This window comes from Bacillus sp. NPDC094064, from assembly GCF_050279585.1.
Taxonomy (GTDB): domain Bacteria; phylum Bacillota; class Bacilli; order Bacillales; family Bacillaceae_G; genus Bacillus_A.
The window spans coordinates 50791-66794 of sequence record NZ_JBNNUI010000011.1; the positions used below are offsets into that span (position 1 = coordinate 50791).

Annotated in this window: 14 protein-coding genes; 9 read left to right on the forward strand and 5 right to left on the reverse strand. The window is 34.9% G+C overall.

Annotated elements, in window-relative coordinates; genetic code table 11:
- Positions 1 to 57 precede the first annotated feature (57 nt).
- The 3 genes from ACQKNI_RS21935 (at position 58) to ACQKNI_RS21945 (ending at position 4615) form a co-directional block, all read left to right on the forward strand.
- Positions 58 to 1473: an amino acid permease gene (locus tag ACQKNI_RS21935; RefSeq protein WP_088232487.1), complete on the forward strand. Its 1416-nt coding sequence runs from the start codon at positions 58 to 60 to the stop codon at positions 1471 to 1473.
- Between the two features lie 373 nt (positions 1474 to 1846).
- Positions 1847 to 2224, forward strand: a complete 378-nt coding sequence (locus ACQKNI_RS21940) for an ArsR/SmtB family transcription factor (protein WP_088232488.1) — start codon at positions 1847 to 1849, stop codon at positions 2222 to 2224.
- A gap of 24 nt (positions 2225 to 2248) precedes the next feature.
- Positions 2249 to 4615 (forward strand): heavy metal translocating P-type ATPase, encoded by a 2367-nt coding sequence (locus ACQKNI_RS21945; protein ID WP_280147390.1) that lies wholly within the window; start codon positions 2249 to 2251, stop codon positions 4613 to 4615.
- Positions 4616 to 4760: 145 nt separating this feature from the next.
- Here the strand turns inward: ACQKNI_RS21945 and ACQKNI_RS21950 are convergent, their stop codons facing one another.
- Positions 4761 to 6224 (reverse strand): nicotinate phosphoribosyltransferase, encoded by a 1464-nt coding sequence (locus tag ACQKNI_RS21950; RefSeq protein ID WP_088232490.1) that lies wholly within the window; start codon positions 6222 to 6224, stop codon positions 4761 to 4763.
- A gap of 199 nt (positions 6225 to 6423) precedes the next feature.
- Here ACQKNI_RS21950 and ACQKNI_RS21955 point away from each other — a divergent pair, with 199 nt between their 5' ends.
- The 3 genes from ACQKNI_RS21955 to ACQKNI_RS21965 all read left to right on the forward strand — a co-directional run bounded on the left by ACQKNI_RS21955 (position 6424) and on the right by ACQKNI_RS21965 (position 9695).
- Positions 6424 to 7701 carry a tetratricopeptide repeat protein gene (locus ACQKNI_RS21955; RefSeq protein ID WP_427282689.1) on the forward strand — a complete coding sequence of 426 codons (1278 nt, stop codon included), beginning with the start codon at positions 6424 to 6426 and terminating at the stop codon, positions 7699 to 7701.
- Complete coding sequence (locus ACQKNI_RS21960; protein WP_098841334.1) at positions 7698 to 7826, forward strand: NprX family peptide pheromone; 129 nt, start codon at positions 7698 to 7700, stop codon at positions 7824 to 7826. Before ACQKNI_RS21955 ends, ACQKNI_RS21960 begins: the two co-directional genes overlap by 4 nt.
- A gap of 171 nt (positions 7827 to 7997) precedes the next feature.
- Entirely contained in the window at positions 7998 to 9695 is a 1698-nt protein-coding gene (locus ACQKNI_RS21965) for a M4 family metallopeptidase (protein ID WP_098841335.1), read from the forward strand.
- 63 nt (positions 9696 to 9758) lie between these two features.
- Here ACQKNI_RS21965 and ACQKNI_RS21970 read toward each other — a convergent pair whose 3' ends face one another.
- Entirely contained in the window at positions 9759 to 10307 is a 549-nt protein-coding gene (locus ACQKNI_RS21970; protein WP_088232494.1) for a TVP38/TMEM64 family protein, read from the reverse strand.
- Between the two features lie 397 nt (positions 10308 to 10704).
- Here ACQKNI_RS21970 and ACQKNI_RS21975 point away from each other — a divergent pair, with 397 nt between their 5' ends.
- Positions 10705 to 11223, forward strand: coding sequence for an RNase A-like domain-containing lipoprotein (locus tag ACQKNI_RS21975; RefSeq protein WP_088232495.1), 519 nt, complete (start codon positions 10705 to 10707; stop codon positions 11221 to 11223).
- 15 nt (positions 11224 to 11238) lie between these two features.
- On the forward strand, positions 11239 to 11511 hold the full coding sequence (locus ACQKNI_RS21980; RefSeq protein ID WP_088232496.1) for a hypothetical protein: 273 nt from the start codon (positions 11239 to 11241) through the stop codon (positions 11509 to 11511).
- Positions 11512 to 11565: 54 nt separating this feature from the next.
- Here the strand turns inward: ACQKNI_RS21980 and ACQKNI_RS21985 are convergent, their stop codons facing one another.
- The 3 genes from ACQKNI_RS21985 to ACQKNI_RS21995 all read right to left on the reverse strand — a co-directional run bounded on the left by ACQKNI_RS21985 (position 11566) and on the right by ACQKNI_RS21995 (position 15444).
- Positions 11566 to 12828: a VanW family protein gene (locus ACQKNI_RS21985; RefSeq protein WP_088232497.1), complete on the reverse strand. Its 1263-nt coding sequence runs from the start codon at positions 12826 to 12828 to the stop codon at positions 11566 to 11568.
- 234 nt (positions 12829 to 13062) lie between these two features.
- Positions 13063 to 14079 carry an LCP family protein gene (locus ACQKNI_RS21990; protein WP_141524801.1) on the reverse strand — a complete coding sequence of 339 codons (1017 nt, stop codon included), beginning with the start codon at positions 14077 to 14079 and terminating at the stop codon, positions 13063 to 13065.
- Positions 14080 to 14265: 186 nt separating this feature from the next.
- Positions 14266 to 15444, reverse strand: a complete 1179-nt coding sequence (locus ACQKNI_RS21995; protein WP_098253292.1) for a NupC/NupG family nucleoside CNT transporter — start codon at positions 15442 to 15444, stop codon at positions 14266 to 14268.
- A 91-nt stretch (positions 15445 to 15535) separates the two neighbouring features.
- Here ACQKNI_RS21995 and gloA2 point away from each other — a divergent pair, with 91 nt between their 5' ends.
- Positions 15536 to 15922 carry an SMU1112c/YaeR family gloxylase I-like metalloprotein gene (gene gloA2, locus ACQKNI_RS22000; protein ID WP_088232500.1) on the forward strand — a complete coding sequence of 129 codons (387 nt, stop codon included), beginning with the start codon at positions 15536 to 15538 and terminating at the stop codon, positions 15920 to 15922.
- Positions 15923 to 16004: the final 82 nt, after the last annotated feature.

Below are 16004 nucleotides of genomic sequence, written 5' to 3' on the forward strand. Positions count from 1 at the left end.
GATAAGAGCTAAGAGATAACACCTCTTAGCTCTTCTTGGCAAAAGGGGGCATTCATCGTGGCCAACCTATTTAAAAAGAAATCCGTTACGCAATTGTTAGGGGAAAGTAAAAGTAAAACTTTGACGAAAACGCTAGGGGCATTCGACCTAACAATGCTAGGGATTGGTGCGATAATTGGTACAGGAGTTCTAGTATTAACAGGAATAGTAGCAGCAAGAGATGCTGGACCAGCAGTTATTTTTTCATTCATGATTGCAGCAATTGTTTGTGGATTTGCAGCGTTATGTTATGCAGAAGTTGCATCTACACTTCCAGTTTCAGGTAGTGTGTACACCTATTCATATGCGACAATTGGTGAATTTGTTGCCCATTTAATGGGATGGACATTGTTATCCGTATATGTCGTAACAACTGCCGCAGTAGCTGGCGGATGGACAGGTTATTTCAATAATTTAGTGAGTGGATTGGGAATTGAAATTCCAAAAGCATTGTTAACGATTCCGGCGCAAGGTGGTATCGTGAACTTACCTGCAGTTATCGTTACGTTGGTGATAACTTGGTTATTATCACGAGGTACGAAAGAAAGTAAGCGTGTGAATAACATAATGGTATTAATTAAAATTGGTATCGTTGTTTTATTCATTGCAGTTGGTGTATTCTACGTGAAACCAGAAAACTGGATACCATTTGCACCGTATGGCTTAAGTGGAGTCTTTGCCGGAGGAGCAGCAGTATTCTTCGCTTTCTTAGGATTTGATGCATTAGCAACTTCTGCTGAAGAAGTAAAAAATCCGCAACGTGATCTACCAATTGGTATTATTGCTTCGTTAGTGATTTGTACAATCATTTATGTTGTGGTTTGTCTTGTTATGACAGGTATGGTTTCTTATAAGGAATTAGATGTACCAGAAGCTATGTCATATGTACTAGAGGTTGTAGGGCAAGATAAAGTAGCTGGTGTAATTGCTATTGGAGCTGTAATCGGTATTATGGCTGTAATTTTCGCTTACATTTATGCGACAACACGTGTATTCTTCGCTATGAGCCGTGACGGTTTATTGCCAAAATCTTTTGCGAAAATTAACAAGAAGACTGAAGCACCAACATTTTCAGTTTGGTTAACAGGAATTGGTAGTGCTTTAATTGCTGGATTTATCGATTTAAAAGAATTGTCGAATTTAGCGAATATTGGAGCATTATTAACATTTGCGATGGTTGGTGTAACTGTTATCATTCTTCGTAAAACGCATCCGAAATTACAACGTGGATTTATGGTACCACTTGTACCAACCTTACCGATTATTTCAGTTGCATGTTGTCTATTCTTAATGGTAAATTTACCATTAACAACATGGATATACTTCGGTATTTGGTTAGCACTTGGTGTAATTGTATACTTTGTTTATTCGAAAAAACATAGTCATTTAAAAGAAGATGGAAGTTCGCAGGATAATTTAGAAGAAGCTAATTAAAGGGATATAAGTTAGTAAGCCTTGTGCGTCTAGGGAGCGCGCAAGGTTTTTTATGGAAATAAAGGATTCATTTATAGCTCGAAACCTTTTGGTTACAGAAATCAAGGTGGTAAATTAGAATTTTCTTCGTTAATTGTGGATGGAGTGAAAGTGAATAAATAGGAGAAGGATGCACGATAGTTTTCGTGCATCCTTTTTTGTATGAAGAGTATGATAGATGCGGAGAATATTGATATGTTTATGTTGAAATGTGAACGGAATTGTCAAAAAAATCTTTTGGTTTTTATTGACACATATGAATGGGCGCTCATATAATAAAAGTATAAGATATATGAATGATTGTTCATATGTTCAATTGAAGAGGTGAGCTATAATGGCTGGAAATAAAGGAGAAGCACCGCAAGAGACTTGTTCTCAAACAATAATTCATGAGGAAGTCGTGGATCAGGTGAAACAAACGATTCCGACTGATGAAAGTTTAAGTAAAGTAGCAGAATTATTTAAAGTATTAGGTGACCGTACACGTACGAGAATATTACATGCATTATTTGAAGCTGAGATGTGTGTTTGTGATTTAGCTTATTTATTAGGAATGACGCAATCTTCAATCTCGCATCAGCTTCGTGTATTAAAGCAAGCGAAGCTTGTAAAGAATCGTAAAGAAGGAAAGGTCGTTTATTATTCGTTAGCTGACCAGCACGTAATTCATATCTTCGAGCAAGCGTTTGAACACGTAAACGAGGAAGAATAAAACAACGCGAGGAGGGAGATAACGATGGCTGAAGCATTAGTGAAAAAGAAACTGATGTTAGAAGGTTTAGATTGTGCGAATTGTGCAATGAAAATTGAAAAAGGTGTTGGGAATATAGAAGGAGTGAGCTCTTGCTCTGTAAACTTCGCAACAAAGACGATGGTTTTAGAAACACCACAAAATAGAGAAAATGAAGTTGTTACGGAAGCGAAGCAACTCGTTACAAAATTAGAACCACATATTAAAGTGCAAGAAGAACAAAAAACAAAAATTGCAAAAGAAGTATTTATATTAGAAGGTTTAGATTGTGCAAATTGTGCAATGAAGATTGAAAACAAGGTAAAGGAAATGCCAGCTGTTTCAGAAGCAACTGTTGATTTCGTTTCCAAGAAACTAAGAGTAGAAGTTGCGAATAAAAGAGAAGTAGAAGCGACTATAGAAGACATAAAAAATGTCGTTCAAAAGTTAGAGCCAGATGTAAAAGTTGTTCGTGAAGAGAAAGCTGGACACGACCATGGGCACAGTCATGATCACGGTGATGGAAATGTGAAAAAGATGATAGGACGATTAGTAATCGGTGGGATTTTGACAGGGATTGCTGCCTTAGCTGATTTACCACAAATGATAACAATTCCGTTATTCGTCCTTGCGTATTTATTAATAGGTGGAGATATTGTTTGGAGAGCGGTAAGAAACATAACTCGCGGCCAAGTGTTCGATGAAAACTTTTTAATGGCTATTGCGACTGTAGGAGCTTTTGCAATTCAACAATATTCAGAAGCTGTTGCGGTAATGTTATTTTATCAAGTAGGAGAACTATTCCAAAGTATTGCGGTAAATCGTTCACGAAAATCAATTACTTCATTAATGGACATTCGTCCTGATTATGCGAATGTGAAGATTGGAAATGAAACGAAACAAGTATCACCAGAAGATGTGCAAATCGGCGATTATATTATTGTTAAGCCAGGTGAGAAAGTACCATTAGACGGAAAAGTAATCGAAGGAACATCGATGATGGATACTTCAGCACTAACAGGAGAATCTGTACCGCGTGAAGTAGAAGTTGGAAATGATGTATTAAGTGGTTTTGTAAATCAAAATGGTGTATTAACAATTGAGGTTACAAAAGAGTTCGGTGAATCTACTGTATCAAAAATTTTAGATTTAGTACAAAATGCAAGTAGCAAAAAAGCACCAACAGAAAACTTTATTACGAAGTTTGCGCGTTATTATACGCCAGTCGTAGTTATTACAGCGGCAATTATGGCATTTATTCCACCGCTTATTTTAGAAGGCGCTACATTCTCAGAGTGGATTTATAGAGCGTTAGTATTCTTAGTTATCTCTTGTCCATGTGCGCTAGTTGTATCCATTCCTCTTGGTTTCTTTGGAGGAATTGGTGGGGCATCTAAAAGTGGTATTTTAGTAAAAGGAAGCAACTATTTAGAAGCATTGAATGATGTGAAATATATCGTTTTTGATAAAACAGGAACATTAACAAAGGGTGTCTTTAAAGTTACGAAGATGCAGCCGAGTGAAGGTACTACAGCTGAAGAGCTTTTAGAATACGCAGCATTTGCAGAAGTGTATTCAAATCATCCAATTGCACAATCTATTCGAAATGCATACGGAAAATCAATCGATGAAAATAGTATTGAAGACTATAGTGAAATTTCAGGTCATGGTACGGTTGTAAAAGTACAAGGAAAAGAAATTTTTGCAGGTAATGCGAAATTAATGAGAAAAGAAAACATTGCATTTAAGCAACCAGAAACAGTAGGTACATTAGTTCACGTTGCTGTAGATGGTAAATATGCAGGTTATATTGTTATCTCTGATGAGGTAAAAGAGGATTCAAAACAAGCGATTCAAAAGTTAAAAGAACTAGGCATTAAGAAGACGGTCATGTTAACTGGTGATGCAAAACCAGTTGGTGAAGCTGTTGGTAAAGAATTAGGTTTAGATGAAGTTCATGCAGAGTTGTTACCACAACAAAAAGTAGAAGAAATTGAAAAAATCGATGCAGCGAAGCATGGGAAAGAAAAAGTTGTTTTCGTTGGTGATGGTATTAACGATACGCCAGTATTAGCGCGAGCAGACATCGGTATTGCGATGGGTGGTTTAGGATCTGATGCAGCAATTGAAGCAGCAGACATTGTTATAATGACTGATGAACCTTCAAAAATTGCGACAGCTGTAAAAATTGCAAAACGTACACGAAGCATTGTGTGGCAAAATATTATATTTGCATTAGGTGTTAAAGGATTAGTTTTATTACTTGGTGCGTTCGGTATTGCGACAATGTGGGAAGCAGTATTCTCAGATGTAGGCGTGACGTTAATTGCAGTATTAAATGCAATGCGTGTATTACGAGTGAAAGATTTATAAAAAATAGGACGCGATCGCGTCCTATTTTTTATTGGTTATTTTGTTGAAATTGACTCAATAAAATATATTTGTCTTCTTATCTTGATATATTTTCCAAGAAGATACATATAGTATTGAAAAAACAGAGAAGGAGCAACTTCTCTGTTTATTTTTGTATATTTTTTTCAACTTGTTCTCGAACAGTTTGAATGTAATTCATTTTATGATCCCAACATTCTTGGCTTAAATCGACAGGGTACTCTTCGGGATTTAAAGTTCGCATATATTCTTCCCAAAATAGCGCGAGGCTCTGTTCGTTATATTTTTGAATATCTAATATGCTCGGTAATTCGTATGTTCGTTTGCCGTTCACGAAAATATCTTTATGCAGTTCACATGCTTCAAAGTTTGTAACGAATTTACTTATATATGTGTGAACCGGATGAAACATTTTTAATCGTTCTTCTTTTCCAGGTTCTTCAGCATCCAATGCAATATAATCGCCTTCTGCATGATTATTAACTCGGTTGATAATACGATAAATTCGTTTCAGCCCTGGAGTAGTAATCTTTTCTGGGTTAGATGAAATTTTAATCGTATCATTTAAGGTTCCGTCAGTATCTTCAATCGCAACTAGTTTATAGACAGCTCCTAATGCTGGTTGTTCGAAGGACGTAATTAATTTCGTTCCAACACCCCATACGTCTATTTTTGCACCTTGAGATTTAAGGTGCATAATCGTGTATTCATCTAAATCGCTAGAAGCAATAATTTTTGTATTTGTAAACCCAGCTTCATCTAGTAGTTTTCTTGCTTTTTTAGATAAATAAGCCATATCACCACTATCAAGACGAATACCATAGAAATCGATGCGATCTCCGAATTCTTTCGCAACACGAATTGCATTTGGAACACCTGATTTTAAAGTGTCGTATGTATCAACAAGAAACACACACTTTTTATGTGTCTCAGCATATTTTTTAAATGCAACATATTCATCGCGATATGCTTGAACGAAAGAGTGGGCATGAGTACCCGATACAGGGATGCCAAAACGTTTTCCTGCACGAACGTTACTTGTAGATGAAAACCCACCAATAAAGGCCGCTCGTGTACCCCAAAGGGCAGCATCAAACTCATGGGCACGTCTTGTGCCGAACTCTAAAAGTTCATCATTATTTGCAGCATGCTTCATACGAGCTGCTTTTGTTGCGATTAATGTTTGGTAATTCACAATGTTTAAGAGCGCAGTTTCAATAATTTGTGCTTCGCCGAGCGGTGCATCAACACGTAATAAAGGCTCATTATTAAAAACAACTTCACCTTCTTGCATACTACGAATCGTCCCAGTAAATTTCATATTTTGTAAATAATGAAGAAATTCTTCTTCAAATTGTAATTCTGCTAAATAAGCGATATCACTTTCGGTAAAACTGAAATTTTCTATGTACTCTACAATTTTCTCAAGACCAGCAAAAACAGCATAACCGTTTTCGAATGGAAGTTTTCGAAAATATAAATCGAACACGGAACGGCGATTATGAATACCATCTTTCCAATATGTATAAGCCATATTGATTTGATATAAATCTGTATGTAAGGCATAACTATCGTCTTTATAATAAGTCATCGCGAAAACACCTCCATAATTTGGTTATAGTATACCAATTTTTCCCCGTTCGTAGCAAAGAAGGAATATTAAAATGAAGTCAAGAGAGAAGAAAATGAAATAATACATATTTTTTGGAAAATTATAATTTATCAATTTATATTTCGCTAGATTTTATGTATTATTAGAGTAATGGGGGTAATGAGAATGGAGGAGGACAATGCAACAAACATTAGAAAAAATAGGCAAACAAGTCTTTTACAAACGGCTACAGCAAAAAATGACACAAGAAGAATTATGTCAGGGCATTTGTTCTGTCTCATATTTAAGTAAAATAGAAAATGGAAAGATTGAAGCATCAGAAGAAATTTTACAATTGCTCTGCGCAAGGTTAGAAATTGCTGTGACGGATTTGAGAGATGTAGAGGAAGATGTGAAGGGGAAGCTGGATGAATGGTTGAACGCACTTGTTCGTTTGGACAAGGCACAGGTTGAACGTATATATAATGAATTGCAAGAAGATATGCAACATGTTTTAGATTTTGAAATTATAAATTATTATAAACTACTTAATATACGTTATTTACTAATAAAAAGGGATTTTACGGAAATTTCAGCAGAGCTGGATAAACTTAAGAAGGCATATAAGAAATTTTCGCCTTTTCAGAAGTTGTTGTATACGTATAGTAAGGGATTATTATGCTGTTTACAATATAAGTGGAAAAAAGGATTAAGTTATTTATTAGAGACAGAAATCATGGCAAAAGAGCTAGGGTATCATGAGACTGGAATTTATTATAATATCGCCCTTACTTATAGTCATTTGGAAATCCAACATCTTACGTTGCATTTTGCAAATATTGCACTAGAGGCATTTAGAAATGAGTATAAATTTCGGAATGTGATAAACTGTCAAATTCTCATTGCATTAAGTTATGCAGAACAAGGGCAATATGAAGAAGCTTTAGGAATGTATGAGAATATACTGAGGGAATCAGAGGCTTTTGCAGATAAAGACGTTTTAATGGCTATCACTTTAAGTAATATCGGGAACATATACTATAAAAAGAAAAAATATAATCAAGCGAAAGATTATTATTTAGAGAGTTTGCAACTTCAAAAACAAATAGATTTAAATTATATAGACACATTATATGAAATCGCATTAGCATATATTAAATTAGAGCAGTTTGAAGAAGCAAGAGAATGGATTAATAAAGGTATTAGCTCTGCTAAGTCAGAAGAGAGATTTAATACAAAATTGTATTTACTTCTTATGCTTAAATATAAGTATTTTGAAGAAGCGCAAGAGTATAAACAATTTTTGGAATTAGAAGCTATTCCGTTTTATAAATCAGCGGGCAATAAAATAGAATTGAAGAAAGTATATGTGGAGCTTGCTGAATACTTTTCTAAATCATTACAATTTGAGCAAAGTAATCACTATTATAAGTTAGTTATTGAAATGTTAGAAAATCATAAGGAGGATGAAAAATGAAAAAAACATTAGCTGGAATTTTAGCGGTTGCAGTAGTACTTACAATTGTCGGTGGAGTGCAGTATACGAGTAAACCGGATACTTATGGATTAGATTCTCATGTATCAAAAACTGTAAATGCATAATATTGAAAAACCCCTTTCTAATCGGAAAGGGGTTTTTCAATATTTGCTCCCCAAAATTCTACAAAACTTGAGAAATAAATTAATTGAATTTTTAGTATATTAATAATGAAAACATAATGCTAATATGAAACTACTCTTTTTCAAAAAAATTTTTTATTAGGGGGAAGGTTCATGAAAAAGAAGAGTTTAGCTTTAGTGTTAGCGGCAGGAATGGCAGTTACAACGTTTGGAGGGACAGGCTCTGCATTTGCAGATTCTAAAAATGTTCTCTCTACGAAGAAGTATAATGAGACAGTACAGTCACCGGAGTTTATTTCTGGGGATCTAACTGGAGCGACTAATAAAAAAGCGGAATCTGTTGTGTTTGATTATTTAAACGCAGCAAAAGGTGATTACAAGCTAGGAGAAAAGAGTGCGCAAGATTCTTTCAAAGTGAAACAAGTGAAAAAAGATGCTGTAACTGATTCAACAGTAGTACGTATGCAACAAATTTATGAAGGAGTACCTGTATGGGGGTCTACTCAAGTAGCTCATGTAAGTAAAGACGGTTCTTTAAAAGTGTTGTCTGGAACAGTTGCACCTGATTTGGACAAAAAGGAAAAGTTGAAAAATAAAAATAAGATTGAAGGCGCAAAAGCAATTGAAATCGCGCAGCAAGATTTAGGGGTAACACCGAAATATGAGATCGAACCAAAAGCGGACTTATATGTATACCAAAACGGTGAAGAAACAACATATGCATACGTTGTAAATTTAAACTTCTTAGATCCAAGCCCAGGAAACTACTACTATTTCATTGAGGCAGACAGCGGTAAAGTTTTAAATAAATACAATAAACTTGATCATGTAAATGATGATAAGACACCGGTGAAACAAGGTGCTCCTAAACAGGATGCAAAAGCAGCTGGAAAACCTGTAACTGGAACAAATAAAGTAGGGACAGGTAAAGGGGTATTAGGTGATACAAAATCCCTTAATACAACGTTATCGGGATCGTCTTACTACTTGCAAGATAATACGCGTGGAGCAACAATCTTTACGTATGATGCGAAAAATCGTACCACGTTGCCAGGAACTTTATGGATAGATACAGATAATGTTTTCAATGCAGCATATGATGCAGCAGCAGTTGATGCTCATTACTATGCGGGTAAAACATATGATTACTATAAAGCTACATTTAATAGAAATTCTATTAATGATGCAGGGGCACCATTGAAATCAACTGTGCATTATGGAAGAAATTATAATAATGCATTCTGGAACGGTTCACAAATGGTATACGGAGATGGTGATGGTGTAACATTTACTTCGTTATCTGGTGGAATTGATGTAATTGGGCATGAATTAACACATGCTGTTACGGAAAATAGCTCGGATTTAATTTATCAAAATGAATCAGGAGCGTTAAATGAAGCAGTTTCAGATATTTTTGGTACGTTAGTAGAGTACTATGATAATCGTAACCCGGATTGGGAAATTGGTGAAGATATTTACACGCCTGGTAAAGCGGGAGATGCGCTACGTTCTATGAGTGATCCAACGAAATACGGTGATCCAGATCATTATTCTAAGCGTTACACAGGTACTAGTGATAATGGTGGTGTTCATACAAACAGTGGCATTATTAATAAACAAGCTTATTTATTAGCAAATGGCGGTACGCATTCAGGTGTAACTGTAACTGGTATCGGAAAAGACAAATTAGGTGCAATTTATTACCGTGCAAACACGCAATATTTCACACAATCTACTACGTTTAGCCAAGCGCGTGCTGGTTTAGTACAAGCAGCAGCTGATTTATATGGTGCTAGCTCTGCGGAAGTAACAGCAGTTAAGCAATCATTTAGTGCTGTTGGTGTAAACTAAGGTTTTAAGAGATAGTTGTTAATAACATACCTCAAAAATAAAGAAGGAGCATAGGCTCCTTCTTTATTTTTTTCTCCATTTTTTCCACAAATACAACAATCCAATGCAACCTGCGATTGCTATAATCCACTTCGCTTCATTTGTCCCATTTATGACATGGTAGGCAGAATAAACTTCAATTAATAAAGCCGGTATTTTACCTATTGTGCTGGCAATACTGAAGGATAGTAATGACATTTTGCCTAGAGATGCAAATAAAGTGACGATACTGGACGGAATGAAAGGGATGAGGCGAAACGATAGAACGAGTAGAAAGGCCTCTTTACCTTCTACATAAAGGAGGCGTTCTACCTTTGGGTACTTATTTACTTTGTTGTGAGTGAATTTCTGAAGGCCTATGCGATAAATGTAAAACGAGATAATAGCCCCTAATGCTTCACCTGTGATCGAAATGATTGTCCCATTTGTTACACCAAAGAGCTGTATATTAATAGCGGTTAAAAAAATACTAGGGATAAAACCTAAAAGACTGATGATGATGTTAATTACGATACTAAGTGGAATTGCGATGGAATAATAGTCTGTTAAGAAATTTTGAATTGTTTCGGCCATTGTTTAAAATCCTTTATCTTTTTTTGCATTACACCATATTTCTATTGTATCAGCAAGTGTAAATTTACATAATGTAGAAAATGTTGATAAAAAGGCATCTTCATACCTTATATGGGTATTAGGTATATAAAATTAGGGGTATATTTAATTTCCGTGAAAAACACCTGATAAACCTTTATTTAAGGCATTTGTTAATTGTTTTGATTGGCATTTAAGTTCGGGAAATAATTTAGAAAACATAGGGGTATATTTTGTCAGGGGTCGAAAATAGTGGTTTGATGAAACTAGGGTGGTAATAGGGCAAAATAGATGAGGAATTTAAAAAATGTGTATGTTTTTTCGATGTGAAATTGACTTTTAGTGAAGATACGATAATAATCATGAAAGAGGTGATACGATGAAACGAATAAGTAGTCTTTTCTTGAGTAGTTTATTGGCACTAATGCTGATCTTAAGTGGATGTGCAGGAAAAGAACAAAAAACAGAGAAACAAACAGGAAATCAAGCTACATCAGTAGAAAAAATTAGTGATAATATTTTAGATGAAATGGAAGGGCCACCTAAAAATGGCCATACGATTGAAAGACATGTAGGTAAATCAGAAGAAGATTTGAAGAATCGCTTGAAGACAGATAAAGTATCAGCAGCAAGTACATACTATGACAAGGAAACAGCGACGAAAGCTGTAAAAGATAGTTTGAAGCAACATGATAAGGAAATTCAAGATTGGTTGAAAAATTCTAAAGAGGCTCGTCTCGTATTAAATACAACTCATTCATTCCCAGTTGGAAAAACGGTAATCAAGAAAAATATGAATGTAAAAGACAAGTTAGTAAAAACAGTTACTGTTTTAGCGAGAGATAATTCAGGGGAATTAGGATATAAGATTATTACTTCTTATCCAACTGACAAATAAGAAGGGGGAGTACATATGTATACGACATTACAATACTTTCTTAAATCGTACTGTACGTTAAGTATTCATGAGGATGAAATAGCGAGCGTGATGGAAGAATTTATAGAGCAAGAAGATGAAGAAATCGTTTTGAAATTGCGCGATGAATTAGTAACTATGAAAAAAAAGAACGCGTGGGAAGAAGCGTGCGTATTAGCTGCGAAGCAAGGAAATCGTATGTGGTCTTTAGAAGAAACGAAAGATCATCTGGAAACCTTTATACTATTATTGCAAAAGAAAAAGGCGTGATCTACTCACGCCTTTTTCTTTATGCTTTTTGAAACTTGTCCGTTGGATAGTATATCAGTGTTTTGGGGCACTTTTATATACGCTTTTTGAAATTTGTCCATTGGATATTACTTCACCGTTTTGTGTTACTTTTTTATACGTAACCGCTGTGATTTTATCACCAGTATTACTAATTACTTGAGAAGAAACTTCAACATTTTTACCAGTAGGTGTACCGAAAATGCGTGTAGTAATACTGCCTCCATTTGAAAATGCTTGAATATAAATATGATTGCCTGTATTGTTTTTAAATTTTAAATCCGGACCATAATCTGCCACTGCTGCATCTTGCCCAAGTGGTAAATAATTTACGGGCATAGAATGATTGCTTCGAGAAACAATTCCTAAATCTGCCCTTAAAGCTGCGCTATATAAAGTGCTACTGACTTGGCAAACGCCTCCGCCTGCACTTTGTATAACTTTACCTTGTGAATATACTGCTGCGGATTTATAACCATGTGCAGCATCAGTTACGCCAACACGGCCATTAAAACTAAATGTTTCATCAGGCGCTACAATAACCCCGCTTAAAGTATTAGCTGACTTATTTACGTTAAAGGACTGATTGCCATTACGGCCAGCCATTGGAGTCGAGTATTCAGCGATCACTTCTTTAATCCCCATTTTCTGTATATCTTCTGTAGAGCGCTCAGGTTTTATGAGTGTAACTGGTAAAGTAACGTCTGATGTGCCAGCAGTAATAGCCTTTTTCGTTAAATCAGTTAGTTTTTCTTTATCAATTTTTTCTCCATTTTGACTTTGGCTAATATTTACGGTAGAACCTTCAACATTTAATTCTGCATTAACAGGATTTTTTAATGTTTCATTATATTTGTCCTTTATAAAACTTTCGTAAGTTGTTGTATTTAATTTCGATGTTAGTTTATAATCGCGTTTTAATTCGCCATCCTCAGCTTCTTTACGCATTTTATAACGATTAATCATATTGCCTTCTTGTTCTTTAAAAATAGTGTCGACAATTTCCTTTTCGTTATATTCCACACCTAAATCTTTCCATACATATGTTTGTTTAGCATCTTGGGATACATAGTTAAGAGATTTTTGATCTAATTCATTCACCTTTTGACTGATAATGGCTTGAATATCTGTTTTATTTTTTCCATCAAGAGAAATGCCTTCAAATGTAGTGTTTGGTAATGCGGTAGTATTTAATTGGTTATTTAATGTGGATACATATTGATATCCACCAATACCACCTACACAAAGTAATATGCCACCAGCAATAGCGGAACCGATTAGTATTTTACTACTCTTCATTTGTTTCCCCCCAGAAAAATTTGTATAAATATATGTATTACATTTTTTGTATAAAAATGATGAAAATAACAGTATTTATGTCCTAGTATACTATTATTTTCACTATGTGTGTAATGTTTTTATAAAAAACGTTACATTGCTGTAATATTTGTCTTTTTTTGTCACAATATGTGTGAAAAATATGTTGAAAATTATAATAAAAAGGCTGTCTAGAAAGATCTAGCAGCCTTTTTATTATAATTTTTTATGCTCATTTTTATTCGTAACACCGAGATGTTCTTGAAGAGTTGTTGATATATCATTGACGCTTTTTTCGTCTGGAACGTAATAATAAATACCATCTATATATTTGTCAGTACCTTCTACTTGCAGTTTGTCCATGTTTAAATCTGAACCCATTGAATTTTTTGCAATTGCCATCATATCATCGAAAGTTAAATTTGTTTTTAAGTCGTTGTCGACAGCATCTAGTAGGCCACTGATTTTATTAATGGAATTAAGAGATAGTGCTTTTTCAGCGATAGCTTCTAAAACAAGTTGTTGTCGTTGACCTCGCATATAATCACTGTCGATATGGCGAGTTCTCGCTAGTGCAAGGGCTTCTTCCCCATTTAAATGTTGACGTCCTTTTTCAAGATGAATTGCATCTGCTTCGTCTTTACTATTTTGTTCTGTGAATTCAACTGGAACGTCGACAGTAATACCGCCAAGGGAATCAACAATTTTAATAAATGATTTAAAGTTGAATTTTACATAATAGTCAACTGGAACATCTAAAAAGTTCTCTACTGTATCAATCGTGCTATCTACACCACCGAATACGTGTGCATGTGTAATTTTATCGTATTTATCACGTGATTTAATGTAGACACGTGAGTCACGTGGAATGCTGACAAGCTTAACGGATTTATCATTTTTATTAATTGTTGCTAGTAATAGCGCATCCGTACGAGTTGCTTTTCCGTAATTCTTGTCCCTAATATCACTTTCGTCAACACCCATAATAAGTACGGAAATGTTATCAGTCATAGGTTTAACAGCTTTTTCACGTTTGCTTGATTTATCTCCTCGTCCTAGTTCAGCATAAGCATTACTTAAAACAGATTTTGCTTTACTGTATATATGGAAGGAGTAGCCTCCTGCTCCAAGTGCTACAATTAGTAATGGAATAAGAAGGAGCCAAAGTAGGCGTTTTTTCTTTGAGCGTCCTTTTTTGGCTCGTGTATCTTTGTTCATGTCGGATTTCATCATTTTTTCTCCTTTAAAACTATCAAAGTGTATACATCTAGAAGCGTGTTCAAACACATAAAAAATATTGTACGCTAAATAAAAGAGATTGTACATGTATAAAAAATAGACGTCTTGATTATGTATAAGACATCTATTCGTTATTGTATACAAAAGATAGGGATAAGAAAATGATAAAATTTTACCTAATTACAACATAATACTTACGATAATCGCAGATAAAATACTAACGAGAGTAGCTCCGTATAGTAATTTTAAACCAAATCGTGCAACGACGTTTCCTTGCTCTTCGTTTAAGCCTTTTACCGCACCTGAAATAATCCCAATGGAAGAGAAATTGGCAAAAGAAACGAGGAAGACGGAGATTATACCAACTGTACGGGGAGAAAGGCTATTGGACATTTTACTAAGGTCGATCATGGCTACAAACTCATTTGTTACAAGTTTCGTGGCCATAATGCTACCGGCTGTGACAATTTCAGAACTTGGTACACCGATTAGGAATGCAACAGGAGCAAATACATAGCCGATTAATTGTTGGAAAGTAATGCCGAATATAATGAGGAATAGGTCATTAATACAACTCATTAATGCGACGAATCCGATGAGCATAGCACCGACGACAATAGCTACACGAAAACCATCAAGAATGTATTCTCCAAGCATTTCAAAAAAACTTTGCTTTTCTCCTTTTATTTCCAAAATATCCTCGTCATCTTTTACGTCGTACGGATTAATGATGAGTATGATAATAAAGCCACTAAATAAATTAAGAACGAGTGCGGTTACTACATATTTAGGTTCAATCATTGTCATATAGGCACCTACGATGGACATAGATACTGTTGACATAGCAGAGGCACAAAGTGTATAAAGACGGTGTTTTGGGATTTGAGCTAATTGCTTCTTTACCGTAATAAAAACTTCTGATTGGCCGACAATGGCAGAGGCAATCGCGTTATAAGATTCTAATTTCCCAAGGCCGTTTATTTTACTAAGGAAATAACCAATCCAACGAATAAAAAACGGTAGTATTTTAAAATGTTGTAATATACCAATTAAGACGGAAATAAAGACAATTGGTAATAATACAGTAAGGAAAAATGGCATTTCGCCTTTATTTGCAAGACCGCCAAATACAAAGTTTATACCATCAGCAGCATACGCGAGTAGCTTTGTAAATAGGCTGGAAATGATTGTGATAAGCACAAGTCCGATTTCTGTATTTAATAATAAATAAGTTAAAATTAATTGTATAATAAGCATGATAAAAATCGGCTTAAATTTAATATGTTTTTTATTATTGCTAGCAATGTAGGCAAGGAAAAAAACAACGATAAGTCCGACAAAAAAAGTGATGAATTTCATAGCAAGCCCCCTAAAAGAGATATTCTGCTATATATGTTTGTCATTTCAAGGGAGAATATGCATCTTTGGTAAAGAAAGGAATAGAGAGACCATGAATATATGTAGAGTACATCACGTTGCAATTATTTGTTCGAATTATGAGGTGTCAAAGGATTTTTACACTAGAATATTAGGATTTAAAACATTAAATGAAGTATATAGAAAGGAACGAGACTCTTATAAATTAGATTTATGCGTGGGAGAGGAGTATCAAATCGAATTATTTTCCTTTCCGAGTCCGCCTGAGCGGCCAAGTTTTCCAGAAGCAGCTGGACTTAGACATTTAGCATTCGCTGTTACAAATATAGAAGAAGCTGTAAAGCATTTAAAGCAATGCGGCGTAGAGACTGAAGCGATACGTATTGATGAAATCACGGATAAAAAATTCGTCTTTTTCCAAGATCCTGATGGCTTGCCTTTAGAATTGTATGAGAGCTGAAAATTGGTGAATTTTATATAGGGTTGCTTTCAAGTAAATGAAGAAACTAAAGTGAAACTTCTTTTTAAAAGGAGGTGTAACT

Excerpts from the sequence above, each read along its gene's own strand:
- ACQKNI_RS21970 (WP_088232494.1), bottom strand. The coding sequence starts at position 10,307 with ATGGCCGAAACAATTCAAAATTTCTTAACAGACTATTATTCCATCGCA.
- ACQKNI_RS21975 (WP_088232495.1), top strand. The coding sequence starts at position 10,705 with ATGAAACGAATAAGTAGTCTTTTCTTGAGTAGTTTATTGGCACTAATG.
- ACQKNI_RS21985 (WP_088232497.1), bottom strand. The coding sequence starts at position 12,828 with ATGAAGAGTAGTAAAATACTAATCGGTTCCGCTATTGCTGGTGGCATA.
- ACQKNI_RS21960 (WP_098841334.1), top strand. The coding sequence starts at position 7,698 with ATGAAAAAAACATTAGCTGGAATTTTAGCGGTTGCAGTAGTACTTACA.
- ACQKNI_RS21940 (WP_088232488.1), top strand. The coding sequence starts at position 1,847 with ATGGCTGGAAATAAAGGAGAAGCACCGCAAGAGACTTGTTCTCAAACA.
- ACQKNI_RS21990 (WP_141524801.1), bottom strand. The coding sequence starts at position 14,079 with ATGATGAAATCCGACATGAACAAAGATACACGAGCCAAAAAAGGACGC.
- ACQKNI_RS21995 (WP_098253292.1), bottom strand. The coding sequence starts at position 15,444 with ATGAAATTCATCACTTTTTTTGTCGGACTTATCGTTGTTTTTTTCCTT.
- ACQKNI_RS21950 (WP_088232490.1), bottom strand. The coding sequence starts at position 6,224 with ATGACTTATTATAAAGACGATAGTTATGCCTTACATACAGATTTATAT.
- ACQKNI_RS21980 (WP_088232496.1), top strand. The coding sequence starts at position 11,239 with ATGTATACGACATTACAATACTTTCTTAAATCGTACTGTACGTTAAGT.
- gloA2 (WP_088232500.1), top strand. The coding sequence starts at position 15,536 with ATGAATATATGTAGAGTACATCACGTTGCAATTATTTGTTCGAATTAT.
- ACQKNI_RS21955 (WP_427282689.1), top strand. The coding sequence starts at position 6,424 with ATGCAACAAACATTAGAAAAAATAGGCAAACAAGTCTTTTACAAACGG.
- ACQKNI_RS21965 (WP_098841335.1), top strand. The coding sequence starts at position 7,998 with ATGAAAAAGAAGAGTTTAGCTTTAGTGTTAGCGGCAGGAATGGCAGTT.
- ACQKNI_RS21945 (WP_280147390.1), top strand. The coding sequence starts at position 2,249 with ATGGCTGAAGCATTAGTGAAAAAGAAACTGATGTTAGAAGGTTTAGAT.